We start from the raw sequence: 24,316 nt of genomic DNA on the forward strand, positions 1-24,316 counted from the left end.
CTCTCCTCCGACAGCTCACGCATTTGTGTGACCTGAGCGCGTACCGGACAGTCTCCACGGTGTACGAGATCGTTCCGTGAAGGCGAGGTTGTGAGCGTGTCCTATCACGCGTACCCGAGCAGGGCCGACATGCCGGCGATGGTGGACGCCGCGCGCCGCGGCAACCCGGCGGCGATGGACGAGCTGGTCTCGCAGTATCTACCGCTTGTCTACAACATCGTGGGCCGGGCGCTGAACCGGTCGTCGGACGTCGACGACGTGGTACAGGACGCGATGGTGAACGTCGTACGCGGGCTGCCCGGCATCCGTGACCCGCGGGCGTTCCGGTCGTGGCTGGTCGCCGTCACCATGAACGAGATCCGCACCTACAAGCAGCACCGGCACACCACACCGGCGCCGCCGGAGGACATCGACAACGTGATCGACCCGGGTTCGGACTTCGAGGACCTGACCCTGACCCAGCTCCGCCTCTCCGACCAGCGTCGGGAGGTCGTGCTGGCCACGCGGTGGCTTGATGACGACCACCGCCACCTGCTGTCCCTGTGGTGGCTGGTCGAGGCCGGTCACCTCACCCGCGCCGACCTGGTCGACGCGCTGCGTCTGGAGCCACACCACGTGACAGTCCGCGTGGCCCGGATGAAGGCGCAGCTGGACACCGCCCGGCTGGTGGTGCGGGCCCTCACCGCCCGGCCCGGGTGCCCCGACCTGGCCAACACGGCCGGCGGCTGGGACCGTCAGCCGGCGCCGGTGTGGCGCAAGCGGTTCGCCCGGCACATCCGGGACTGCCCGCACTGCCCGGACGCGACGAACGATCTGGTCCCCGCCGAGCGGCTCCTGGCCGGGCTGGCGCTCACGCCGCCCCCGGCCGGGCTCGCCTCGGACGTCGCCAACAAGATGCACTTCGTCGCCGGGTCGCAGGCCGCCTCGCCCGGCCTCCACGCCGTGACCGCCGGAGCACGGTCGGGGCTCTCGTTGTCAAAGGCCCTTGTCGGCGTCGTGGCCGCCGTCGCCGTGGCCGGAGGGGGTGGGCTCGTCCTCGCCAACTACCCGAGCGAGCCGAGCCGCCAGCCGGCGAGCGCGACAGCGGTGCAGCCTCCGGCCGCGACCGCCGCACCGGCGGTCACGCCCTCACCGACCGCTGTGGAGCCGTCCCCGACCGCTGCCCGCCCGAGCCCCACCCCCAGCAGGTCGGCGAAGCCCAGCAAGTCGCCCAAGCCGACCCCGTCGTCGTCGCCGTCCAGGTCCGCCGGTACGTCGAGCGGGGTGTCCGCAGCGGAACGGCGACTGCTGGTGCTGCTCAACGAGCGGCGTCGCGCGCTCGGGCTGACCGAGGTCAAGCTGGGCGCGGCGCAGCACCGCGAGGCGGAGGCCTGTGTGCGGAAGAACCTGAACGCGGGCGGGTTGCAGCACTGCGGCCACGAGGTGCTGTTCGCATCCTCGGGCAACTCCTCGCCCGAGCAGATGATCGAGGCGTGGTTCAACAGTCCGGGCCACAAGACGGCGTTGACGTACACCGGTTCCCGCTTCGCCGGCCCGGCCATCGTCTCCAACGGCAGCCGCCAGATCGCCGCCATCAACATCGACTACTGAGGGCGGGCTCGGATCGGCGCCGCCGACGATCGCTACGCTCCCCCGATGACCCACGAGAAGGAGATCGTCGAGCCGGTCGACCTGTGCATGCCGGACGGGCGGCTCAACCCCGCCGCGGTGGGCTGGACCCGCCGGCCGCTGCACCGGGCGAACCTGCGCGGCTGGGGAAGGGCCAAGCGCTGGGAGTACTGGGGGATCGTGACGCCGACCCACATCGTCGGCCTCGTCGCGTCGTCGCTGGACTACGCCGGGGTGCACGGCGTCTACGTGCTCGACCGCGCCACGAAGGTCGAGGTCAGCAAGGACGTGGTGGTCCCGTTCGCCAGTGGCGTCGTCATGCCGCCGGTCAGCGGCGCGGGCACCGTGCGCGCACGCGGGAGCGGCCTGTCGATCGACATCGACCAGACCGCCGAGGGCAGCACGATCCGTGCCGTCGCACCGGGCATCGAGATCGACCTCGTGGTGCCGCTCCCGCTCGGCCACGAGTCGCTCGGCGTCGTGGTCCCGTGGAGCACGCGACGGTTCCAGTACACGGTCAAGGACGTCGGCCGGCCGGTGCGCGGCTCGCTGCGGGTCGACGGCACGACGCACACAGTTGCCGAGGAGGACTCGTTCGCCGTGCTCGACCACGGCCGTGGCAAGTGGCCGTACGCGGTCACGTGGAACTGGGCGGCGGGCAGCGGACGGGACGTGTCGATCCAGCTCGGCGGCAAGTGGACCGACGGCACCGGCTCGACCGAGAACGCGCTGCTCGCCGGTGGCCGGCTGCACAAGCTCGGCGCCGAACTGCGGTGGAGCTACGACCGCAACGACTGGCTGCGGCCCTGGCGGATCAGCGGTGACCGCGTCGAGGTGGAGTTCCACCCGTTCCACGAGAAGATCTCCCGGACGAACCTCGGCGTCGTGGCCAGCGAGACCCACCAGTGCTTCGGGCACTTCTCCGGCTGGGTCCAGGCGGACGACGGCGAACGGGTGGCGGTGGACGGCCTGGTCGGCTGGGCGGAGGAGGCTCAGAACCGCTGGTGACGCAGCTGCGCGTTGACCCGCCGGACCACCTCCTCGGAGACCTTGACCACGCGGCGGTCGTAGGTGAGCAGACCGTTCAGTTCGTCCTCCACGTCGGACAGCTGTGTGTAGACGGTCGCGCTCAGACCGGCCCGGATCGCGGGCACGATCTGCTCGGTGTGCAGGCGCGTGAACACCTCAGCCAGTTCCTCGGCGCTGCGGCACCGCCGGTAGCCGAAGTCCTTGCGGCTGAAGGCGTGCCCGTCGACGCGCAGGTTGTAGCCGCCGTACTCGGACAGCACCAGCACCCGCCGGTCGCCGCGTCGCCGCGGCACCCGGAAGCGGCGGAAGTAGACGTGCAGGCTGCGCAGGTCGCCCCCGCGCTGGTCGTGCCAGCCGCTGGCGTGGTCGACAGTACGGGTGGGGTCGAGTTCGGCGACGTCGCGGGCGACCCGGGCCGCGTCGAACTGCCCCCAGCCCTCGTTGAAGGGCACCCACACGGCGAGGCTCACCACGTTGCGCAGGTGCTCGACGGTGTCGCGCAGCTCGGCCCGGAACCGGTCCCGTCCGCCGGCGTCGGCACGGCCGAACCAGCGCCGCCACCGGCCCCGGTCGGGCAGCCGCAGCGGCGTCACCGCCGGCGCGGTGACGACCAGCGGGTGGTAACCGCTGCCGCCGTTGACCATGTCCTGCCAGACCAGCATCCCCAGCCGGTCGCAGTGGTAATACCAGCGCAGCGGCTCGATCTTGATGTGCTTGCGCAGCATGGTGAAGCCGAGCCGCTTCATGGTGGCGATGTCGGCGATCATCGCCTCGTCGGAGGGCGCGGTGTACATGCCGTCCGACCAGTAGCCCTGGTCGAGGATCCCGGCGTGGAAGTATGGCCGCCCGTTGAGCAGCAGCCGGGGCACGCCGTCCCCGTCCGGTCCGACACCGAACGAGCGCATGCCGAAGTAGCTGCGTACCCGATCCGCGCCCAGCTCGACGGTCACGTCGTAGAGGAACGGATCCTCGGGGCTCCACGGCCGTACCTCGGGAATCGGGATGCGGACTGCCACGCCGACCGGCGCGGTGGCCTCGGCCACCGTGATCCCGTCGGCCAGGATCCGGATGCCGGCGTCGCCGGCATCCGCCGTCGCGTGCGCAGTCACCTCGACGCACCGCTCGTCGAGGAGCGGCGTCAGGGTGAGGTGCCGCAGGTGTACGGCGGGCACACTCTCCGCCCAGACCGTCTGCCAGATCCCGGACTGGGCGGTGTACCAGATGCCGCCGCGGCGCAGCCGCTGCTTGCCCCGGGAGTGGTGGCCGGTGTCGCTGTCGTCCTGGACCGCCACGACCAGGACGTTGGCGTCCTCGCGGAGCGCGTCGGTGATGTCGCAGGTGAACGGCAGATACCCACCGGTGTGGCCGCCGACCGGCACACCGTTCAGGTAGACCTGGCAGGTCTGGTCGACCGCGCCGAAGTGCAGCAGCAGCCGCGAGCCGGCAGCGTGGAAGCCCGCCGGCAGTGTCAGCGGACGGCGGTACCAGAGCGTCTCGCCCGGCTGGAGCTGCCGCCCGACGCCGGAGAGCGTGGACTCCGGTGAGAACGGCACGATGATCTCGCCGTCGTAGCGTTCCGGCTCGGCGGGGGAACCGGTGATCGCGTACTCCCACCGGCCGTTGAGGTTCAGACAGCTGTCCCGGGCGAACTGCGGGCGGGGATACTCGGGCAGGACACGCTCCGCGTCGAGCGTGGCACCCCACGGGGTCAGCAGCGTCATGCCCGGGCCTCCCGCTCCCGCCGCCGCAGCGCCACGGCCGGCACCGCGATGAGGACCAGCACGGCCAGCGCCATGAGGAAGATGCCCGGCGTCGGGACCTGCTTCACCACGCCGAGATCCTCGTAGACCTCGCCGGCGCCGGTGATCACGGCGGCGCCGAGGTACGGGCCGATGAGCATCGGGACGAGGATGGCGAAGACCATCCGCAGCCCCTGGACATGGCCGGCCCGGTCCGGTGGCGAGTGGTCGCGCACGATGGCGCCGATCGGGGCGAGGACCAGCATGAAGCCCGACATCATGACGATCCCGGCGGCGATCACGGGAACCATGCCGCGGGCGAAGAACATCAGGGCCAGCCCGGCGCCGTAGACCACTACCGCCGGCAGCAGGAAGCGCACCTTGCCGACGCGGTCGATGAGCCGCCCGCCGACCACGCTGACCGCCGACGCCGTGACCAGGACGACGGCCAGGACGATCGCGTACCCCTCGATCCGCAGGTACCGCTGGAGGTAGATGATCAGGTAGGGCAGGAACACCTGCGTGGAGATCCCCCAGATCGACCAGGCCGCGAGGGCGAGGTAGAGCCCCGGGTTGGCCCGGACGGCGGCCGGGCGCAGACCGTGGACGACGGCGCGCAGGTAACCGCCCTGGTGCCGGACGACTGACGGGCTGTCCTGGACCAGGAACCAGGCCAGCACCCCGGCCACCGCCATGATCGCGCCGATGATCACGAAGAACAGTCGCCAGTTCCCGGTGCGGGCCAGCCCGTCGAACCCGCCGAAGATCACCAGCATCGAGACCAGCGGCATGACGGCGAGCACCGACTCGACCCGGCCGCGGTTGGCCGGCTCGGTCACGTCGGTGACCCACGCCTGGAACGCGGCGTCGTTTGCGCCCGAACCGAGGAAGGACATCAGGCAGTCCAGCGTGACGACCGCGATCGCCGTGACGAGCACGACGTTCGCCACGGGCGCGATGTCCTCCACGAAACCCACTGTGAGGAAGCCGAAGGCGGCGGTGGCGACGCCCCACAGCAGGTAGCCGCCGGCGATGAACGACCGGCGCCGGCCGGTCCGGTCGGAGAGGGCGCCGAGCAGCAGGGTGGCGACAGTGGCGGTCACGGCGCTGGCGGCGACCATCGTGGCGATCACGTTCGGGTCGCCGGTGATCGTGTCGTACACGAACAGGTTCAGGTAGATGTTCTCGATGGTCCAGGCCATCTGCCCGACGAGGCCGAGCACGATCAGGGCGGTCCAGACCCGGGGGCGCAGGCCGGCCGGACCGGCCGACGTGGCCGGGGTGAGCACACTCCGGGTGGTGGACACGACGGCCTCCTTCGACGGATCAGAATATGATCTATTCCGTCCGGCAGTCGATGGGTCCGGGGTCGGCCAGGCTGCCGCGTCCGAGCAGGCACGACGAAAAGGCCCCGGTTCGGCGTGACCGAACCAGGGCCTTGATCGTTGGTGCGCCGCCAGGGACTCGAACCCCGAACCCGCGGATTAAGAGTCCGCTGCTCTGCCAGTTGAGCTAGCGGCGCTCACCGACAACGGGACGAGACGTTAGCACGCCCGCCCACCACCCCGGGCAGACAGGGCGGCCCGCCCGGGTCGCCGGATACGGACCGGAACGCACCAGCCGGTTCCCCCGGGCTGATCGGCGTGGCCGGAATCCGTCGGACCCCGGCAGTTTCGCCTCTCGTCCCCCACGTCCGGCCTGCCTAGGCTGCCTTTCCGACACGCTTCCGCGGACCGGGACAGGACTGGGATCATGCTTCGCTATGTCATGCCGATGGTGATCGGGCTGGTCTACGTCGGGCTCAACTCCGTGGTGCCCGAACCGCACCGACGGCGCCTCAACGCACTCGTGGTCACCGGCGCGGGGGCCGCCTACCTCAGCGGCGGTGGATTCGGCCTGTGGGAGCTGGCGTTCTGCGCCCTGCTGGTGGCGGTGGGCTACGCCGGGCTCACCTCGTACACCTTCATCGGTGTGGGCTGGCTCCTGCACACCGTCTGGGACGTCCTGCACCACCGTCGCGGCACCCCGATCATCCCGTCGCTGCACGACTCGTCGTTCGGCTGCGCCCTCTGCGACCCGGTGATCGCCCTCTGGTGTTTCGCCGGCGGCCCGTCCGTCACCGAGGTGTACCACCGCCTCACTCGACGGGCGCCCGACGCGGGCCGACCGGTGACCGCCGGGTCCTGACTGTTTGGATCTCCCCATGCACACCGTGGCCGTGCTCGCCCTCGACACCGTCGTACCGTTCGATCTGGCCACCCCGATCGAGGTCTTCGACCGCACCCGCCTGCCCGGCGGCCGTCCCGGCTACCGCGTCGTCGTCTGCGCCGAACGGCCGACGGTGACCACCGGCGTGTTCGACATCGCCGTACCGTGGCGCCTGGACGTCCTGGCCGACGCCGACACCGTCATCGTGCCCGGGGTGACCGACCCGGGGGCGGCGGCGCCCGCCCCGGTCCTGGACGCGCTGCGTGCCGCCGAGGCCCGCGGCACCCGGATCGCCTCGATCTGCGGCGGGGCGTTCACACTGGCCGCCGCGGGCCTGCTCGACGGGCGGCGCGCCACCACCCACTGGGTCGCCGCCGCGCAGCTCGCCGCCCGGTACCCACGGGTCCAGGTGGACCCGAACGTCCTGTACGTCGACAACGGCCAGATCCTGACCTCGGCCGGCGCGGCCGCCGGGCTCGACCTGTGTCTGCATCTGGTCCGAACCGACCACGGTGCCGCCGTCGCCGCCGACGCGGCGAGGCTGTCCGTGATGCCGCTGGAACGCGCGGGCGGGCAGGCGCAGTTCATCGCACACGAACCGCCCGCCCCCGACGGAACCACACTGGAGCCGTTGCTGACCTGGATGCGCCAGAACGCGGGGCGGGACCTGGCGCTGGCCGACATCGCCCGTCACGCCGGCATGAGCGTCCGCACCCTGAACCGCCGGTTCCGGGACCAGGTGGGTACCACCCCGCTGCGGTGGCTGCACCGGGTCCGCGTCCACCAGGCCCAGCACCTGCTGGAGACCACGGCGCATCCGGTGGACCGGGTGGCGACGCAGGTCGGATTCGGCTCCGTCACCGCTTTCCGGGACCGCTTCCGGCGGATCACCGGCACCAGCCCGCAGGCGTACCGGCGCAGCTTCCGGAGCGGGTGAGCGTCTCCGCGGACCAGCGGCGGACCCACACGCGAAGAAGGCCCCGACCGGCGTGGAACGCCTGGTCAGGGCCTTGCTCGTTGGTGCGCCGCCAGGGACTCGAACCCCGAACCCGCGGATTAAGAGTCCGCTGCTCTGCCAGTTGAGCTAGCGGCGCTCACTGACAACGGGACGCGACGTTAGCACGCCCGAACACCACCCCGAAAACGCAGGGCCGGCCTCACCGCAATGCCGGCGTGACCCGCCGGGCCGCGGCCCCAGACGGGCCACCACCAGGGTGTACGCCCCGGACGCCGGCCGGGGTTCGCCGGCACTGTCGATCAGGTGGCGGGAGGTGCGGCGTACCCGTGGAGTGGGCTGGAGAAGCGGACGTCGGCTTTTTCGCGGTCGGTCGGGGACCGGTCGGAGCCGTATCGTGCTGGTGATGGAGCTCTTCGGCACGGTGGCCGACCTGTACGAGCGCGCCCGGCCCGGATATCCGCCGGAGATCGCCGAGTCGATACTCGCCTACCGCGGCGGGGCACCGGAATCGGTGGCCGAGGTGGGCGCGGGCACCGGCAAGGGCACCGAGGTGCTGGCCCGCCTCGGCGCGCCACTGACCTGCGTGGAGCCGGACGCACTGATGGCGGCCCGGCTGGCCGAGCGGTTCCCGGACGCCCGCGTCGAGGCGACGACGTTTGAGCGGTGGTCGCCGCCCACCGGCGGGGTGGACGTGCTCGCCTGCGCGATGGCCTGGCACTGGCTGGACGCCGCCACCCGCAACGCCCTGGCCCGGCGCGCCCTGGCACCCGGCGGCACGCTCGCCGTCTTCGGGCACCGCTACGACTACGCCGACGCCGACCAGCACGCCGCCGTCCGGGCCGCACTGCGATCCGTCGACCCCACCGTCCGGGAGCGGCCCGTCGACTGGTTCCACCGGGACGTCCTCGACAGCGGGCAGTTCGACGACGTACGCCGCGAGGTGTTCCGGCGGGAGCTGCCGTTGGACAAGGAGCGGTACCTGGCGCTGATGCGCACGTTCGGGCCGTACCTGTCCCGCACCCCGGACCAGCAGCGACGCGGGATCGCCGCCCTCGACCGGCTGGTCGACGACTTCGGCGGCACCGTGGTGCTCGACCTGCGGACCACGCTGGTGCTGGGCCGGGCCGATGCTCGGTGACCGGTGGGGTGTCTCCGACGACGAGGCACGTCGCCGGTACCCGTGCGACGACCTCGTTCCCGTGCCCAACCTGCGGGCGTGGCGCGGGGTGACCGTGGACGCCCCACCGGCCACCGTGTGGCGGTGGGTCGCCCAGATCCGGCTCGCACCGTACTCGTACGACTGGATCGACAACCTCGGCCGCCGTTCACCGCAACGTTTGGTGGAACTTCCCGAGCCGGTGGTGGGCGAGGCGTTCACGACTGCCGGCGGGTGGCGGCGGGGCCGGATCCTCGCGGTCGAGCCGGGACACCACCTCACCGGCGAGATCATGGGCGCGGTTCTGTCGTACGTCCTGGTGCCGGACGACGGGAACACCACCCGCCTGCTGCTCAAGGTGGTGATGCGGACGAACCCGGTGATCGCCCTCGGTGGCTGCCTCGGTGATCTGGTGATGGCCCGCCGGCAGTTGCTGAACCTCAAGCGGCTCGCCGAGTCCGGCGACGGGCCCGCCCGCTGACCGTCATGCCTAGCCGTTGGATCTGTTGACGGCCGACAGGGGTTGCCGACCTACGCTACGCCGATGGCCGTGGTGGCCATTGATTCTCCTGACCCCTGATGACGGTCATCGGTCCATTGCTATGGTGGATCGGCGCGGGCAAAGCATCTGCACTCTGCTCAGCAGCTGACAGCAATCGGGGTGCGCAACCCCGCCCTTCATTCTCGCCCGGCTGGCGCTATCGAGACTCCCCCGGCCGGTTCATCGAGGTCATCCGGTGAGCTGGTGAAGAGTTCAACTCCGGTTGACGAGATTGCGTACGATGAGTCGCCGTCGAACTCAACCGGGAAACCGCGCCGAGTCAGCTCCTCAAGCACAGCCGCGAGAGGCCTTCCCGTTAATTGAGTTCCACCAAGTGACACGGCTGTTTCGCCTCCGATCTCTATGAAGGCGAGGCGGTCCAGCTCGTCGTAGGACAGCATGATCATTCCATCTGAATAGATGTCCGTCAGCCCTGCGCCCGGCACTCGCTCAAAGGCCTTGCATCTTCCGAGCCGCTCACGATGACTGGAACGGCTCTCCCCGAACCGGGCACGATCAAGGCCGATCCCGGGCAAGACTTCCAACACGCTTGAACCCTCCAGAGTGATCGCAGACTAGAACTGCGAAAAGGAGTTCGACAGCCGATTACCCATGACCACACCGTGATCTTGGACGGCACGCTGGTCCGCATCGCCGTGGTGCTGGTGCATTCCGGGAGAGTTCGGAGGCTGGCTAGTGACCCGGTCGTGAATGTGCACGTCATCGACGCCGCCAGCCTGCTCGTGTGGGCCCGTGCTGCCCGGTTCGACACACCATCCGATCTCCGCTCGAACCCACTTGCACAGTCGATGCTCTGACCGGCGCAGACGTGATGGCCTCCGCCGGCACGGGCTACCAGGCGGGCCCACGACAACGTCCGCACCCCGCTCAAGCGGCACCACTTCCGAGCGAAGCTCTCGCCGTTCACGTCAGATGCAAATTACGGAGACTAGGGCATGCCGAGTACTTCAGAAAACTGCTTCACGCACTCTGTCCGCCATTCGATGCAACCTCGCCCGCTCCGCCTCACCCTTCGCTGCCCGGTCAATCTACGCGACGAATTGCGGAGTAAACCAAATCAGCTTAACCAGTTTCGAACTTATTGTTTCCGACCCAGGCGAGATTGCAGCAGGAATCCACCGAAGGAGCCCGACGCACGCGTTCCTGACCTTCGTCAAAAACTCCCGCCCGAACGGGTGGTTGTCGGTGGCACCCAGCGCCGGAGCGGGTGGGGTCGAAGAATCCCACCCGCTCCGGCGTCGAACACAAATCGTGTTACGGGTTGCCGTCACCGCCGTCGCTCAGCACCCCACGACGGGATAGTGAGCTGCTCCCCGGTCTCAGCCGACCCCTTGTAGCTCGCGGTAACACGACCGATTTCGTCGTATTTGGTGCTGATTGTCTGGCCCAGACCGTTGGTGGTGCTGGTGATTCGGTCCAGGTCGTCATAGGCCACCGTCGTCGTCCCGGTATCCGGGTCCACGGACTTGACCTTCCGGCCGAGCTGGTCGTACTCGTGGGACCAGACGTTGCCGGCCGGGTCCTTGACCGTCTTCAGCTGCCCGGCGTGCGTGTAGGTGTACTCGGTCTTGTCGAAGTCGCCCGACGGCCCGCTGCCCTTGTACTGCCGCAGCTGGGTGGTCTGCCCCAGGGCGTTCATGACGGAGGTCGTCGGGGTGCCGCCGGCCGGCGGGTCGACCGAAACCCGGTCGCCGCCGTAGGTGGTCGTGGTGCGCCACTTCTCGTTGCCCGCGACCGCGAAGATCTCCGCCTTGACCCGGTCCGCGCCGTCGTAGACGTACAGCGTCTGGCCGTTGACGTCACCGTTGACGGCCGGGTAGATCACGTCGGTGGGCGCGCCCGCCACCGTGTACGTCGCGTACGTCTTTGCCAGCTGGCCGGTGCCGGTGTAGAAGGTGTCGGCCACGGTACGGGTGCCGTCCGGGCCCTCCGACTGGACCTGGCGGGGCCGGAGCAGGCCGTCGTGCAGCTTGTACTCGACGCTGTAGGAGCCGTCGTTCTGCCGCCGCTCGGTCTTGATGGCGACCGGCTTGTCGGTGCGGACCAGGTAGCTGTAACGGATGCTCGGCTCCAGCCCGCTGGCGCCCGTCCGGTCCGGCATCCAGACCTTCGCCAGCCGGCCCAGGGCGTCGTACTCCAGGACGCTCTTGAGGCCGTTCTGGTCCACCTGGCTGACCGGCACACCCCACGCCGGGGCGTAGTCGGTGGTGGTGACGAACTGCAGCGGGTTGGTCTCCTTGACCTTGGTGGTCAGGCCGTTGGTGTCCGTGTACACGGTCTTCGTGACCCGGCCCAGCGCGTCGACGGCGGCGGACGGCGTCACGGCAACCAATCGGGCAGGTCATCGGTCCAGCGGGGAACGCCGAACAGCGACCAGGGAAACCGATTCGTATCGTCAGAAGACGGAGCGGTATTCGCCTCATCGGGGTATCGGGATCGCGCTCATCCGCGGCGTCGCGTTGGTGATTAACTTGCGCTTCTCGGGCGGCCAATCGGTAAGACGATTGTCAGGCGAAAGGTGACCCCGGCCGGCGTTCGACGGGGGCGCTGCTCAGCACGCCGTCGGGCCGCACCTCCTGACGCAGGCGCGCCAGATTGACGAACCGGTCGCCGTCGGGCGGGACGGCATCGAGCAGGCGCAGGATCAGGGTGCAGTACTTGGCCATGGTGTTGCGGCCCGGCATGAAGATGGACAGCTCGTCGTGGGCCTCGGGCGTCTGCACGATCAGGTCGGGGAGCAGGGACGGCAGCGCCTCCGGGGCGCCCGCCACCGCGACCTTGACGATCCAGAACGGCCCGGCGCCGTCGAGCACCCGCCGGTCCTGTTCCGGCGTCTCCAGCGCCGGCGTGCGCCACGGCTCACCCAGGCAGGTGACGCCGGCCTGCCGCACGGTGGTGACCAGTTCGGCCGCCGCCGCATCAATGATCTCCTCGGCCCGGTCCCATTCCTGCGCGTCCCGGCCCAGCGGTGTGCCGGGCACGAGCCGCGCCACCACCGTCATGGCCGGTACGTGCCGCAGCCGCGGTTCGGGCTGCGCCTCGAAGACGGCGCGGGCCGCAGCGATGGCGTCGGCCTGAGCCCGGCGTTGCCGGCTGACCTCGTCGCTGTGCCGGTCGAGCAGGGCGACCGCCTGGTCCGGTTCGTCGAGGGCGCGCCGGACCAGCTTCACGCTCATCCCGGTGTCCCGCAGCAAGGTGATCAGCATGGCCCGTTCCACCTGGTCGAAGGCGTACGAGCGGTGGCCGGTCCGTTCGTCGATCTCGGCGGGCACGAGCAGCCCTTCGGCGTGGTAGAAGCGCAGCGCCTGCGGCGACAGGTGGCACATCTGGCTGAACTCGCTGATCGACAACATGACCCCAGACTGCCTCTTGCAGTAACAGCAAGGGCAAGTGACGTCGCCTAACGTCTGTCGTCGTCGCGCCCGGTCTGGGGCAGCCCGGAGGCGGCCGCGATCGCCTCCACGGCCTCGGCCAGGCCGGTGGTCTCCGGGAGGAGGAGTTCGCCGGGCCAGCCCAGGACGTCGTGCGCGGCGTACCAACCGCTCATCTGCTCGGCGGTGAACTCACCGGCCTGCGGGCGGGTCAGATGCCGGCGCAGCGTCTCGGCCAGGGACACGTCGAGGTAGCAGAACAGCGACCGCCCCCGGTGGCCGTCCCGCAGCGAGGCCAGCACGTCGCGGTAGCGGCCGGTGTACAGGATGCCTTCCAGGACCACGTGGTAGCCGTGGTCGAGGGCGAACCGGACGGTCTGCTCGATCAGGGCGGGCGCCACGCCGCCGGCCCTGTCCGGTTCGCGCAGGACGATGCGGCGCAGGTAGTCCTGTTCGACGAGGGCGCAGCCCCGGCCGTGGCGGCGTCGCAGCTCGCGGGCGATGCTGCTCTTGCCCGAGCCGGAGTTGCCCCGGATGCAGACGAGGATCGTGTCCGAGCTGCCGGTGGCCTCAGCGGACATGATCCCTCCCTGTCGTCGGGTACCGCAGGCGGATGACGATCAGGCCCGGGTGATCACCAGGGTCCATCGTGGTCGCACGACCATGATCAGCTTAGGGCGGCGGCACAAGGCGCACCCCCGGGCCGGCTCCCACCCCGCCACCACGCCGGCCACGCCTCGCTGGAACGTCTTGGGTGCTTTCCGGCCCGTTCGACATCCGCGGCGTTCCACCCACTGACGATCACCGGCGGCACCGGCCCGCGCGGCACCCACGTACGCGAAAAAGGCCCCGACCCGGCGTGGAACGCCTGGTCAGGGCCTTGCTCGTTGGTGCGCCGCCAGGGACTCGAACCCCGAACCCGCGGATTAAGAGTCCGCTGCTCTGCCAGTTGAGCTAGCGGCGCTCGCTGACAACGGGAAGAAGATTAGCACGCCCGCCGAGGCGGGTTCCAATCCGATACCGGGGGTCCACCCTTCGGACGAGCTTAACCGGCGAAACCGGCCAAAACGGTCACCTGATTCGGCGCGGGGGCGGGCACGGGCGCGTCGATACGGCACGATGTCCGCCAGGCATGCGAGGACAGGGGTGGGCATGGGCAGGTTCGCGCGGGCCGGGGCGACGGTGGGCGCCCTGGTCCTGACGGCGTCGCTGGCACTGACCGGGTGCGGCGGCGGCGACGAGGGGAAGAAGCCGGAGTTCGTGCCCGGCCAGCAGCAGGTCGGCGGCGTCTCGTCCTCCGCGCCCGACCCGAGCGTCGCACCCAGCGACAGCGCCGCCGCGCCGCCGCTGACGGTGAGCCCGGCCGACGGCGCGAACGGCCGGCCGGTCAGCACCGAGATCAGCGCCCGCATCCCCGGCGGCGGCACCGTGTCGAAGGTGGTGCTCGCCACCGCCGGCGGGGCCAACGTCGCCGGGCGGATGCGGCGCGACGGCTCCAGCTGGGTGCCGTCGGCCGCGCTGAAGTACGGCACCAAGTACACCGCCACGGTCACCGGCACCGGCAAGGACGGCCAGACCTACCAGGGCACCAGCACGTTCACCACGATGGCCAAGCCCAAGTCGATGATCGGCTCCGGCCTCTACATGTTCAGCGGCAAGACGTACGGGGTGGCCATGCCCGTCGTCGCCGAGTTCTCCCCGGGCATCCCGAAGAAGGACCGGGCCGCGGTGCAGAAGCGGATGTTCGTGCAGACCGACCCGCCGCAGCCCGGCGCCTGGCACTGGGTCGACAACGGCACGCAGGCGTACTACCGCGCCCCGGAGTACTGGAAGACCGGCACCACGATCACGGTGCGGCTGGCGCTGGCCGGCATCCCGCTGAGCAACGGCCGCTACGGCAACATCGACCGCAGTGCCACCGCCAAGATCGGCCGCGCGTTCGAGATGACCGTGGACAACGCGACCAAGCAGATGACGGTCTCCGAGAACGGCTCGGTCATCCGCACGCTGCCGGTCAGCCTGGGCAAGAAGAGCACCCCCTCCTCCAGCGGCACGATGGTGGTGATGGAGAAGAAGGAGTCCACCGTCTTCGACACCCGCAGCGAGCCGGACCCGGCCAACCGGTACGTCACCGAGATCGACTTCGCCCAGCGGATCACCTGGGGTGGCGAGTACATCCACGCCGCGCCCTGGTCGGAAGGCGTGCAGGGGCGCCGCAACGTGTCGCACGGCTGCGTGAACGTGTCGATGGCGAACGGCCGGTGGCTGTTCGGCAAGACGCTCGTGGGTGACCCGATCACGGTGAAGGGCACCGAACGCCGCCTGGCGCCGGGCAACGGCTGGACGGCGTGGAGCATGAGCTGGTCGCAGTTCGTCGCCGGCAGCGCGCTGCCGGTTCCGAAGGGCGGGCAGCCGGCGCCGTTCTGATCGGCGTAACGTGGTCGGACACGCCACCTCCGACGAAGCGCCGGACGCCAGTGGAATCGTTACACCCGGGCGGGGTGTTCCGTTTCACGTCCGGCAACGCGTACCCGCTCCGGCGCGTCTGACCTGAGACGACGGGGAACGGCATCACCTTGTGAGGGAGTCATGCGAGCTGGCCAGGACGAACCGATCCGGGGCGTGAGCGCCCGACGCGTCGGCCGCCGCCGTGCGCTGGCAGCCGGGCTGCTCGCCGCCGCGATGGCCCTTACCGCCTGCACCAGCGGTGGCGGCGACAAGCCGTCGAGCTGGCAGGGCGGCGGCGACGGCGGTGAGAAGGCCCCGAAGGCGGCGGCCACCATCAGCGAGCCCGCCGCCGACGCCAAGGACGTGCCCGCGTCCACCGCCATCACCTTCACCACGAAGGAGGCGCAGGACACCACGGTCGAGCTGAAGGACGCCGCCGGCAAGGTCGTCGACGGCACGCTCGCCGCCGACGGCGGGAGCTGGCTGCCGTCAGCGGCCCTGGAGTACGGGCAGACGTACACGGCGACCGTGACGGCGACCGGCGACGACGGCAAGCCCGCCACCGCGACCAGCACGTTCACCACGATGGCGGAGCCGGCCAAGCAGATCCGGGTCACCAGCTTCCTCGGCGACAACCAGGTCGTGGGCGTGGCCATGCCGCTGATCGTGAAGTTCGGCCGGGCCATCCCGGAGGACTACCGCGACGACATCCAGCGCCGGATGACAGTCACCTCGAAGCCGGCCCAGGAGGGCATCTGGCACTGGGTGAGCCCGACCGAGGTGCGCTACCGGCCCAAGACGTTCTGGAAGGCCAACAGCACCGTCAGCTACAAGGTGCAGGCGGGCGGGCTGCCGCTGGGCGGCGGCTGGTACGGCCGGGCCGACCTCAGCGTCGACATCAAGATCGGCCCGTCGTTCGTGATGACAGTCGACAACCGCACCAAGCGGATGACAGTCACCCGCGACGGCAAGGTGGTGAAGACCATCCCGGTGAGCCTGGGCAAGAAGAGCACCCCCTCGTCCAGCGGCACCATGGTGGTGATCGAGAAGCTCCGGCACACGGTCTTCGACACGATGGAGGAGCTGGGCCCGGAGGAGGGCTACCGCACCGAGATCGACTACGCCCAGCGACTCACCTGGGGCGGCGAGTTCATCCACGCCGCGCCCTGGTCCGAGGGCGTGCAGGGCCGCACGAACGTCTCCCACGGCTGCGTCAACGTCTCGATGAAGGAAGGCAACTGGCTGTTCGCCAACACCCGCATCGGTGATCCGATCACCGTCAAGGGCACCGAGCGCAAGCTCCAGAACGGCAACGGCTGGACCGACTGGAACATGAGCTGGGACGAGTACGTCAAGGGCAGCGCCCTGCCGTACGAGCCGCCGGCCGCCGAGACCACGCCGGACGCCGGTACGCCGAGCGTCGAGCCGACCCCCTGACCGGCCGCCGGGACACCCGGCACACGACGAAGCCCCCTCCCGGAGGAGGGGGCTTCGTGTTGGGGTGACTGATGGGAATTGAACCCACGACAACCGGGACCACAACCCGGTGCTCTGCCAACTGAGCTACAGCCACCATGCTCGCCACTCCGGTCGCCGGGGCGGTGCGCGGACTAATCATAGCCACACCCCGGCCGACCCCGTCCACCGGGTTCGGCGCGGGCGTCAGAGCTGGGCGGCGATCGCCTTCGCGGCCTCGACGTCCGGCCCCGGCAGCGGTACGAACAGGGTCCGCCGGTAGTACTCCAGCTCGCGGATGCTCTCCCGGATGTCGGCGAGCGCCCGGTGGGCCAGACCCTTCTGCGGCTGCCCGAAGTACACCCGCGGATACCAACGCCGGCACAGCTCCTTGATCGAGGACACGTCGATCATCCGGTAGTGCAGGTGCGCGTCGAGCCGGGTCATGTCGCGGGCCAGGAAGCCCCTGTCGGTGGCGATCGAGTTGCCGCACAGCGGGGCGGTACGCGGGTCCTTCACGTAGCTGGTCACGTAGTCGAGCACCATGTCCTCGGCCTCGGCCAGCGTGACCGTGGAGCGGCGTACCTCCTCGGTGAGGCCGGACTTGGCGTGCATGGTGCGCACGATCTCCGGCATGCCGTCGAGCGCCTCGTCGTCGGCGTGGATCACCACGTCCACGCCGTCACCGAGCACGTTGAGGTCGGGATCGGTGACGAGCGCGGCGACCTCGATCAGGGCGTCGCGCCGCAGGTCGAGCCCGGTCATCTCACAGTCGATCCAGACGAGAAGATCAGCCACCGGAACAGACTACGCGCCGCCGACCCGCCCGCGCCTCGGCCCGGGGGCCGAGGTGGACCGCTAGGGTTTCCTGCGTGCCAGCCGAACCCGTCGCCCCACCCGCCGTCGCCCACGACGACGCGGGCGGGCGTACGGTTCGCCGGGTGCTCACGGTGCTGGCGCTGGCCGCGATCCTGCCGGCGCTCTACCTGCCCAACCTGCGCCACGACTACTACGACCAGAAGATCTACATGTCGGCGATGGACTGGTGGGCGGCCGGGCACCCGCTCTACGACTACGTCCAGCCGGACCGGGTGCAGGGCGCGCTCTACTTCACCTATCCGCCGTTCGCGGCGCTGCTCCTGGCGCCGTTCGGATACCTGCGGCTGGGTGTGGCCATCGCCGCCTTCGCGGTGCTGACGGTGGCCGCGGTGGTGGTGACGACCCGCTGGCTGGTGCTGCCGGTGCTGCGGCGGCACGACCTGCCGCGCGGGTTCGGCCTGACCGTCGCCGTGCTGCTGGTGCTGGCGGTGGAGAGCACCCGGGAGACGCTCACGCTCGGGCAGATCAACATGCTGCTGGTGGTGCTGATCCTGGCCGACCTGCTGTTCGCCGTACCGCAGGGGCGGCGCTGGGCCGGTGTCGGCGTGGGGCTGGCCGCGGCGCTCAAGCTCTTCCCCGGCATCTTCGTGCTCTACCTGCTGGTCGCCCGCAAGTGGCGGGCGGCGGCGGTGGCGGCGGCGACCGCGGCGGCGGCCACGTTGCTGGCGGCGGCTGTCGCGCCCGGTGACTCGTGGCGGTTCTGGACCCACGAGTTGTGGGCCACCGACCGGGTGGGCCGCACCGACTACACCGGCAACCAGTCGCTGTTCGGGTTGCTCAGCCGCCTGGCCGCGTCGGCCGAGGCGGACCGGCTGCTGTGGTTGCTGCTCGCGCTGGCGGTGGCCGCGTTCGGCCTGTGGCGTGCGGCGCGTGCGGCGCGGGCGGGGGACGCGCTGGTAGGGCTGACCCTGACCGGCCTGGTGGGCGGCCTGGTCAGCCCGATCACCTGGATCCACCACCTGTACTGGTTCATCCCCGCCGTGGTGGTGCTCGTCGACGCGGCGCTGGACGCCGATCCGGCGACGCCCGCCGGGGCCCGCCGTCGCGGCGGCCTCTTCGCGCTGGTAGCCGTCGTCGGCCTGCCGATCGTGTACGGGTTGGTGACGTTCCAGGACTGGGGCACCGCCGTCGTGCACACGGACGACCCGGTCGACTTCGTCGTCCGCAACGCGTACGTGCTGCTCAGCCTGCTGTTGCTGGTGGCGCTGCCGATCCGCGACCACCGTGACGAACCTCGGATGACACGGACTGAACGGACACACCTCGCAACAAACGGCGATCAGCGCTAATCTGGTATCAACTACCTCAGTTTTCTCCCAGGTAGCACCGATCCCCCGGTGAAGGACGGCCCTCCGCGTCGGCAGCGCGGAGGGCCGTTCGGGTCCTCCTCGTCAGTCCCGGCCGTCGGGGCACCGGCTGGGCGGCGCAGCGATCGCCGCGCGGGTCCGCCCGCCGGAGCCGGAGCCCACCGCCACCAGGTGCCGCTCGGGCCGCGACGCCGGGCCCGGCTGGCGGCCCAGCCCGCTCAGCGAGGTGACGCCGAGACGCCCGGCCAGCACCGGCACCTGGTCCGGCTCGACCACGAAGACCACCTCACGCGGCCGCAGCGGGCGCAGCAGCACCACCACGGCGAGGACCACCAGCAGGGTCCCGCCGGCCAGCAGCGCCCACGCCAGCCCGGGGAACCACCCGGCCCGCAACTCGGCACGCATCCGCAGGTCGAGCCCGTCCGCGCCGTCCACGCGCATCACGACCAGGCTCAACGACCGGCCGGACAGCTCCGCCGGGCTCCACTCCAGGGAGCCGACGCCCTCGCGTACCCAGAAGGGCGCCGTCATCGGTGCGGCGGTGCCGGTGCCGGCGGTGGCCGGGTCGAGATCCACAGGCAGCGGGCCCCGGGTGACAGCGACGCGGCGCACGGTGGTGTGCGGGACGTCGGCCAGCCACAGTCGCACCTGGTCGGTCGGAGCGAGGCCGAGGAAGACCTCGCCGTCGTCGTCCCGCGCGGTCAGGTGCAGCCGGGCCTGCCCGGTGCGCGCCACCGGCAGGTCGGCGCGCAGCAACGCGTCCACGTCGGTCACCAGCACCGCGCGGGCCGGCGTGCGGACCGGCTCGAACCGGGCGCCGAACCCGCCGTCCGGGTCGGCGTGCCGGGCGGCGAGCCAGAGCCCTCCACCCGCCAGCAGCGCCGGAATCCCCAACGCCAGCAGGACCATGCCGGCGATCGTGCGTACGAAACGCATTCGCGTCGTCCCTCTCGGTAGCCAACTACCCGGCCGACCTTACCGACGCGCGTCGGCCGATCGGCGGATATCGGCAGCACCCGGCCGGGACGGCGACCGGCCCGGCGGATGGTTCCGCCGGGCCGGTGAATCGCTCGCGTTCAGGACTTCGCGGCGGGCTCCCGCCGGGTACGCGCGAACGCCAGGCCGCCGAGGGCCAGGCCACCCAGTCCGGCGACCAGGCCGGCCACCCCGATGGCGGTGGCGGCACCGGAGCCGTCGTCGTCATCGTCGTCGTCAGCCGCGGCGGCCGGCGCGCTCGCGCCCGGCGAGGCGGGCGCCGCCGCGGCCAGCGTGAGCACCGGCGCCGGGTTCTCCGGCTCCTCCGCGCCCGGCGTCGGCTCCTCGATCCACCGGGAGACGTTGCCGTCGGAGTACGTCTGGAGCACCTTGAACACCATCGTGTCGACCTGCGGCAGCGGACCCATCGACACCGGGAACTCCTGGAACTCGCCCGGGTTCACGCCACCGTTCGGCGCGGCGGTGAAGGTCAGCTTGGAGACCGCCTCGGTGAGCTGGCTGCCGTGCACCTCGATCGGCGGGTCGACCTTGCGCTTCTCCACCGCGACCGTCCAGCCCGCCACCGGCATGGTGGAGACCGAGCCGACCGGGGCGTTCTCCGGCAGGTTCACCTCGACCTTGACCGTGGACGCCGTGTCGCTCTCGTTCGGCACCCGGAACGCGAACCGGCCGTAGCCGCCCTGCTTGCCCTCGGCCGGGTTGATCGTGACGTGCGCCGAGGCCGATCCGGCCAGGCCGAGCACGGCCGTGGCGACGGCGGTGAGAGTCAGCGCGGCGACTGTCGCGGGGCGCCGGAGACGGATCATCAGATGGGACCTTCCGTTACTTGATCGGCACGGTGGCGGTCACCGTGGCCTGGTCGATGTCGGTCGTGCGGACGGTGATGCGCAACTGCCAGTCGCCCCGGGCCGGCAGGTTGACCTCGCCGGTGGCGTGGTTGTCGCTGAGCGGGAGCAGCGGGACGGTGATCGGCTCGATCCCGGCCGACGGCAGCGCGGCGGTGACCTTCCACTCCTGCACCGGCTGGGGGCGGCTGTCCTTGGTGTAGGCGTACAGGTGCAGCGAGTTGTTGCCGGTCTCGGCCGGGTCCAGTTGGACCTCCAGCGAGTAGATCGGGCTGCTCAGCGTGGTGGAGAAGTAGCCCTGCTCGGCGCCCGCCACGTCCGCCGCGGCGGTGCGCGCCGGTGTGGTCTGCACGAGCGTCGCCGACACGCCGAGCACCACCGCCGTGATCACCAGCTCGGCCACCACCGCGCGCCGCATCGCGCCCGGCCGGCCGGCGGCCACCCGCCGCCGCACCAGTGCGCGGGAGTACGCGGCCACGCCGATCACCAGCGCGAACAGCACGATCTTGGCGAGCAGGAGCCGGCCGTACGTGGTGTCGAACAGCGCCTGCAGGCTGGCCACCTCGATCAGGCCCTGCACGGTGCCGGCCAGCAGCAGCGCGGCCACCGCGAGCGCGGCCCAGCGGGACCAGATCGGCAGGATCGCGTCCAGCTCACGCTCGTCGGCCCGGCGCAGCAGGAACACCGCGAGCATGACCAGGCCGCCCAGCCACACCGCCATGCCGCCCAGGTGCACCGCGTCCACCACCACGGAGACCGCGGGCGCGGGCGAGGCCGCCGCGTGCCCGGCCAGCGGCCACGTGAACAGCGCCGCGCCGCCCAGGACGGCCAGGATGATCCCGTCGGTACGGCCGATCGGGCCGGCGAACAGCGGCCGGAGCAGGAACGCCGCCGCGGCGAGCAGACCCAGCCGGACCATGTGTGTGGTGCCGTAGGCGCTGCCCAGCACGTCACTCAGGCCGGAACCGGTCACGTCGAACAGGCCGCCGCCGTTGACGTACGGCACCTGGAGCCACACCTCGGCCACCGTCGCCGCCGCCAGCAGACCCAGCCCGGTCCAGGCCAGCCGGGCCGGCCCCCGGCGGGACAGCCGGCGCGGCCAGAGCGCCGCCAGCACCAGCGCCGGGCCGACGAGCAGCAGCAACCCGGCGTAGCCGGCGTACTTCGCCACCTTCACCGCGTTCTCGGTGACCGGGTTCGCCCGGTTGTCCGTACCGCTGTCGGTGGGCGGCTCGGACGGCGCGCCGACGGAGTAGGTGAAGGCGCCGGAGACCGGGTGGCTGTCTGCCGAGATGACCCGGTAGCTCACCAGGTAGGTGCCGCGCCCGGCGGACGGGTCCACCGGGATGGTGACCTCGGCGCCCTGGAACGTCGGCTCGCCCCGGTCGGCCCGCGAGCCGTCGGGGGCGATCACCCGCACCTTCCCGGGCACCTTGCGGACGCCCTCACTGAACGTGATCACCACCTGCGCGGGCGCCTCGGGCACCACGGCGGAGGCGGCCGGGCTGCTGCTCACCAGCACCGCGTGGGCGGCGGCCGGGGTGGCCGGGACGAGCAGCAGGGCGACCAGCAGGAGCAGCAGCCCGGCGACGGCCCCGGAACGGGCGGCGACGGCCCGGGACGGGCGGCGTACGGCAGCAGTCATGACCGCCATGGTTCCCGAACCGGGGCGGGTCCGGCGAGCCGGTCTCCGGCGGGCGTGACCGAGCGCCCACCCGGTGCGGCGGCGCGCGCCACGCCGGGCCTGCTCGGAGGTCATGGGAGGGTAGTCGGACGGCGGCCGGAAAAAGTTCCCGGCGTGTGCGGGACCACGGAATGGGTCGAAGGACCCTGTCCCCTCCAGGTACGCCGCGTAACCTCGGGTGACGTGATCCCCGGCCCGCGCGACACCGCCGCCGACCGCCCCGAGTCGGCGCCCGACGCTGCCCGGGACGCGGCCACCGGCTGGGCGCTGGCCGCCCGCGACGGGAACCGCGACGCGCAGGCCGCCTTCGTCCGGGCCACCCAGGCCGAGGTGTGGCGCTTCGCCGCCGCGCTCGTCGACCCGGACAGCGCGGACGACCTGACCCAGGAGACGTACCTGCGGGCGTTCCGGGCGCTGTCCGGCTTCGAGGGGCGCTCCAGCGTGCGTACCTGGCTGCTCGGGATCGCCCGGCGGGCCTGCGCCGACCACCTGCGCACCGTGGTGCGCCGCCGCCGGCTCGACGCGCGGCTCGCCGCCCAGGCAGCCACCGATCGTCCGTACCCGGACCCGGCCGGCCAGCTCGGCGCCACCGACCTGGTCCGCCGGCTGCCAGCCGAGCGGCGCTCCGCGTTCGTGCTCACCCAGCTGCTCGGCCTGTCGTACGCGGAGGCCGCCGACGTGGAGGGCGTGCCGGTGGGCACGATCCGCTCCCGAGTGGCCCGCGCCCGCGACGAACTGGTCGACGCCGTCGGCGACACGCTGGCCGGATAGCGGGAACCTTTCGTGACGCTCGGACGACGAATGACTGTGACCCCCTCCCCCTCCCGGGCCGGCCGCTGGGAGGCCCTGCGGCCCTGGCTCGGCGTCGCGGCCCGCCTCGGACTCGCAGCCGTGTGGCTGATCGCCGGCGGCACCAAGGTCGGCGACCTGGCCGCCTCCGGCCGGGCCGTGAACGCCTACCAGGTCATGCCGTACGACGTGGCCACCGTGATCGGCGCGGCGCTGCCGTTCGTCGAGCTGGCCCTGGGCCTGCTCCTGCTCGCCGGGCTCGCCACCCGGATCAGCGCCGGTGTGTCGGCGGCACTGCTCGTGGTCTTCATCGCCGGCATCGCCTCGGCCTGGGCCCGGGGCCTGGCCATCGACTGCGGGTGTTTCGGCAGCGGCGGGCAGCTCGCCGCCGGCCAGACACCCAGCTACCTCCCGGAGATCCTCCGGGACATCGGGTTCCTGGTACTCGCCGGGTTCCTGCTGATCTGGCCCCGCACCCCGTTCTCCGTGGACGGGTGGCTGGCGGGCGACGACACCGTGGAGGACACCGATGAGTAGTCGCAAGGGGCGCAGGGACGCGGCCCGGGTCGTACGCGAGCAGATCGCCCGGGAGAAGCGGCGCAAGCGGACCCTCTGGACCTCGATCGCCGCGGTGCTGGTGCTCGTCATCGCCGGTGGCATCGGCTGGGCCGTCTACTCCAGCCAGAAGTCCGACGAGTTCACCGCCCCGCCCGGGGCCAACGACGCCGGCACCGGCATCGTGCTCGGCACCGGACCGGTCACCATCGACCTGTACGAGGACTACCTCTGCCCGGCCTGCAAGCAGTTCCAGCAGGTCAACGGCGAGACGCTCAACCAGCTCGTCGCCGAAGGCAAGGCGAAGCTGGTGTTCCACCCGGTCGCGTTCCTGAACCGCTTCTCCACCACGGAGTACTCCACCCGCTCCTCGGCCGCCTCCGGCTGCGCCGCGCAGGGCGGCAAGTTCCGCGAGTTCACCGACCAGCTCTTCGACAGGCAGCCGCCGGAGGGCGGCGCCGGGCTCAGCGACGACGAACTCGTCGACATCGGCGCGGGCGTCGGGCTGAACCGCGACGAGTTCGCCTCCTGCGTCTCCGACGGCACGTACCGGTCGTGGACCGAGCACGTCACCGACGAGGCGAGCAAGTCCGGCGTGACCGGCACCCCGACCATCAAGGTCAACGGCAGTGAGCTCCAGGACCGCAGCCCCGAGGGGATCAAGTCGGCGGTGGAGGCGGCCGGCAAGTGATCGCACCCCTGCGCCGGGCCGCGCTGGTGCTCGCCG

General features: G+C 71.3%; 22 protein-coding genes, 4 tRNA genes and 1 pseudogene. 13 read left to right on the forward strand and 14 right to left on the reverse strand.

What is annotated here, in order from left to right:
• Positions 1-96 precede the first annotated feature (96 nt).
• Positions 97-1,590: a sigma-70 family RNA polymerase sigma factor gene (locus tag Q3W68_RS02270; protein ID WP_302903864.1), complete on the forward strand. Its 1,494-nt coding sequence runs from the start codon at positions 97-99 to the stop codon at positions 1,588-1,590.
• 45 nt (positions 1,591-1,635) lie between these two features.
• The gene (locus Q3W68_RS02275; RefSeq protein ID WP_302903865.1) at positions 1,636-2,616 is read left to right on the forward strand and encodes a DUF2804 domain-containing protein; all 981 of its coding nucleotides are present in this window, start codon (positions 1,636-1,638) and stop codon (positions 2,614-2,616) included.
• Here Q3W68_RS02275 and Q3W68_RS02280 read toward each other — a convergent pair.
• The 3 genes from Q3W68_RS02280 to Q3W68_RS02290 all read right to left on the reverse strand — a co-directional run bounded on the left by Q3W68_RS02280 (position 2,601) and on the right by Q3W68_RS02290 (position 5,898).
• Positions 2,601-4,358 carry a glycoside hydrolase family 2 protein gene (locus Q3W68_RS02280; protein ID WP_302903866.1) on the reverse strand — a complete coding sequence of 586 codons (1,758 nt, stop codon included), beginning with the start codon at positions 4,356-4,358 and terminating at the stop codon, positions 2,601-2,603. The two genes, Q3W68_RS02275 and Q3W68_RS02280, sit on opposite strands and share 16 nt — an antisense overlap.
• Positions 4,355-5,683 (reverse strand): MFS transporter, encoded by a 1,329-nt coding sequence (locus Q3W68_RS02285; RefSeq protein WP_302903867.1) that lies wholly within the window; start codon positions 5,681-5,683, stop codon positions 4,355-4,357. The genes Q3W68_RS02280 and Q3W68_RS02285 overlap by 4 nt, the downstream gene beginning before the upstream one ends.
• A gap of 139 nt (positions 5,684-5,822) precedes the next feature.
• Positions 5,823-5,898 (reverse strand) — tRNA-Lys (locus tag Q3W68_RS02290).
• 230 nt (positions 5,899-6,128) lie between these two features.
• On the opposite strand from Q3W68_RS02290, the gene Q3W68_RS02295 reads away from it, so the two are divergent.
• Positions 6,129-6,563: a DUF6010 family protein gene (locus Q3W68_RS02295; RefSeq protein ID WP_302903868.1), complete on the forward strand. Its 435-nt coding sequence runs from the start codon at positions 6,129-6,131 to the stop codon at positions 6,561-6,563.
• Between the two features lie 16 nt (positions 6,564-6,579).
• Positions 6,580-7,521 (forward strand): GlxA family transcriptional regulator, encoded by a 942-nt coding sequence (locus tag Q3W68_RS02300; RefSeq protein ID WP_302903869.1) that lies wholly within the window; start codon positions 6,580-6,582, stop codon positions 7,519-7,521.
• Between the two features lie 81 nt (positions 7,522-7,602).
• On the opposite strand, the gene Q3W68_RS02305 is transcribed toward Q3W68_RS02300, so the two are convergent.
• Positions 7,603-7,678 (reverse strand) — tRNA-Lys (locus Q3W68_RS02305).
• A 267-nt stretch (positions 7,679-7,945) separates the two neighbouring features.
• Between Q3W68_RS02305 and Q3W68_RS02310 the strand changes: the two genes are divergently transcribed.
• Both Q3W68_RS02310 and Q3W68_RS02315 read left to right on the forward strand, forming a co-directional pair.
• The gene (locus tag Q3W68_RS02310) at positions 7,946-8,680 is read left to right on the forward strand and encodes a trans-aconitate 2-methyltransferase (RefSeq protein WP_302903870.1); all 735 of its coding nucleotides are present in this window, start codon (positions 7,946-7,948) and stop codon (positions 8,678-8,680) included.
• The gene (locus Q3W68_RS02315) at positions 8,670-9,179 is read left to right on the forward strand and encodes an SRPBCC family protein (protein WP_302903871.1); all 510 of its coding nucleotides are present in this window, start codon (positions 8,670-8,672) and stop codon (positions 9,177-9,179) included. Before Q3W68_RS02310 ends, Q3W68_RS02315 begins: the two co-directional genes overlap by 11 nt.
• A 197-nt stretch (positions 9,180-9,376) precedes the next feature.
• Here Q3W68_RS02315 and Q3W68_RS02320 read toward each other — a convergent pair whose 3' ends face one another.
• Positions 9,377-9,787, reverse strand: a complete 411-nt coding sequence (locus Q3W68_RS02320) for a hypothetical protein (protein ID WP_302903872.1) — start codon at positions 9,785-9,787, stop codon at positions 9,377-9,379.
• A gap of 81 nt (positions 9,788-9,868) precedes the next feature.
• On the opposite strand from Q3W68_RS02320, the gene Q3W68_RS02325 reads away from it, so the two are divergent.
• On the forward strand, positions 9,869-10,057 hold the full coding sequence (locus Q3W68_RS02325; protein WP_302903873.1) for a hypothetical protein: 189 nt from the start codon (positions 9,869-9,871) through the stop codon (positions 10,055-10,057).
• Between the two features lie 491 nt (positions 10,058-10,548).
• On the opposite strand, the pseudogene Q3W68_RS02330 reads toward Q3W68_RS02325, so the two are convergent.
• The 4 genes and pseudogenes from Q3W68_RS02330 to Q3W68_RS02345 all read right to left on the reverse strand — a co-directional run.
• Positions 10,549-11,568, reverse strand: a pseudogene (locus tag Q3W68_RS02330) (hypothetical protein); the annotation flags it as partial.
• A 199-nt stretch (positions 11,569-11,767) separates the two neighbouring features.
• Positions 11,768-12,613 carry a MerR family transcriptional regulator gene (locus Q3W68_RS02335; RefSeq protein WP_302903874.1) on the reverse strand — a complete coding sequence of 282 codons (846 nt, stop codon included), beginning with the start codon at positions 12,611-12,613 and terminating at the stop codon, positions 11,768-11,770.
• 47 nt (positions 12,614-12,660) lie between these two features.
• A complete protein-coding gene (locus Q3W68_RS02340; RefSeq protein WP_302903875.1) occupies positions 12,661-13,212 on the reverse strand; it encodes a kinase in 552 nt (183 codons plus the stop codon).
• 307 nt (positions 13,213-13,519) lie between these two features.
• A tRNA-Lys gene (locus Q3W68_RS02345) sits at positions 13,520-13,595 on the reverse strand.
• 188 nt (positions 13,596-13,783) lie between these two features.
• On the opposite strand from Q3W68_RS02345, the gene Q3W68_RS02350 reads away from it, so the two are divergent.
• Both Q3W68_RS02350 and Q3W68_RS02355 read left to right on the forward strand, forming a co-directional pair.
• A complete protein-coding gene (locus tag Q3W68_RS02350) occupies positions 13,784-15,058 on the forward strand; it encodes an Ig-like domain-containing protein (protein WP_302903876.1) in 1,275 nt (424 codons plus the stop codon).
• 162 nt (positions 15,059-15,220) lie between these two features.
• Complete coding sequence (locus Q3W68_RS02355) at positions 15,221-16,516, forward strand: Ig-like domain-containing protein (protein WP_302903877.1); 1,296 nt, start codon at positions 15,221-15,223, stop codon at positions 16,514-16,516.
• A 60-nt stretch (positions 16,517-16,576) separates the two neighbouring features.
• Here Q3W68_RS02355 and Q3W68_RS02360 read toward each other — a convergent pair.
• Both Q3W68_RS02360 and orn read right to left on the reverse strand, forming a co-directional pair.
• Positions 16,577-16,652: transfer RNA gene (locus Q3W68_RS02360), tRNA-His, on the reverse strand.
• 89 nt (positions 16,653-16,741) lie between these two features.
• On the reverse strand, positions 16,742-17,332 hold the full coding sequence (gene orn, locus Q3W68_RS02365; RefSeq protein WP_302903878.1) for an oligoribonuclease: 591 nt from the start codon (positions 17,330-17,332) through the stop codon (positions 16,742-16,744).
• A gap of 74 nt (positions 17,333-17,406) precedes the next feature.
• On the opposite strand from orn, the gene Q3W68_RS02370 reads away from it, so the two are divergent.
• Positions 17,407-18,702: a glycosyltransferase family 87 protein gene (locus Q3W68_RS02370; protein WP_302903879.1), complete on the forward strand. Its 1,296-nt coding sequence runs from the start codon at positions 17,407-17,409 to the stop codon at positions 18,700-18,702.
• A 102-nt stretch (positions 18,703-18,804) separates the two neighbouring features.
• Here the strand turns inward: Q3W68_RS02370 and Q3W68_RS02375 are convergent, their stop codons facing one another.
• The 3 genes from Q3W68_RS02375 to Q3W68_RS02385 form a co-directional block, all read right to left on the reverse strand.
• The gene (locus tag Q3W68_RS02375) at positions 18,805-19,656 is read right to left on the reverse strand and encodes a hypothetical protein (RefSeq protein WP_302903880.1); all 852 of its coding nucleotides are present in this window, start codon (positions 19,654-19,656) and stop codon (positions 18,805-18,807) included.
• A 140-nt stretch (positions 19,657-19,796) separates the two neighbouring features.
• The gene (locus tag Q3W68_RS02380) at positions 19,797-20,522 is read right to left on the reverse strand and encodes a YcnI family protein (protein WP_302903881.1); all 726 of its coding nucleotides are present in this window, start codon (positions 20,520-20,522) and stop codon (positions 19,797-19,799) included.
• Between the two features lie 16 nt (positions 20,523-20,538).
• Positions 20,539-22,215 (reverse strand): copper resistance CopC/CopD family protein, encoded by a 1,677-nt coding sequence (locus Q3W68_RS02385; protein WP_302903882.1) that lies wholly within the window; start codon positions 22,213-22,215, stop codon positions 20,539-20,541.
• 213 nt (positions 22,216-22,428) lie between these two features.
• On the opposite strand from Q3W68_RS02385, the gene Q3W68_RS02390 reads away from it, so the two are divergent.
• Genes Q3W68_RS02390 through Q3W68_RS02400 form a run of 3 tightly spaced genes read left to right on the forward strand, consistent with a single transcriptional unit; the run spans position 22,429 to position 24,280 of the window.
• Positions 22,429-23,016: a sigma-70 family RNA polymerase sigma factor gene (locus tag Q3W68_RS02390; RefSeq protein WP_013284395.1), complete on the forward strand. Its 588-nt coding sequence runs from the start codon at positions 22,429-22,431 to the stop codon at positions 23,014-23,016.
• A gap of 30 nt (positions 23,017-23,046) precedes the next feature.
• Positions 23,047-23,571, forward strand: a complete 525-nt coding sequence (locus Q3W68_RS02395) for a MauE/DoxX family redox-associated membrane protein (protein ID WP_302903883.1) — start codon at positions 23,047-23,049, stop codon at positions 23,569-23,571.
• A complete protein-coding gene (locus Q3W68_RS02400) occupies positions 23,564-24,280 on the forward strand; it encodes a thioredoxin domain-containing protein (protein WP_302903884.1) in 717 nt (238 codons plus the stop codon). Before Q3W68_RS02395 ends, Q3W68_RS02400 begins: the two co-directional genes overlap by 8 nt.
• Positions 24,281-24,316: the final 36 nt, after the last annotated feature.

Origin of the sequence: Micromonospora sp. C28ISP2-4 (assembly GCF_030519385.1) — a bacterium.
Taxonomy (GTDB): Bacteria; Actinomycetota; Actinomycetes; order Mycobacteriales; family Micromonosporaceae; genus Micromonospora; species Micromonospora tulbaghiae.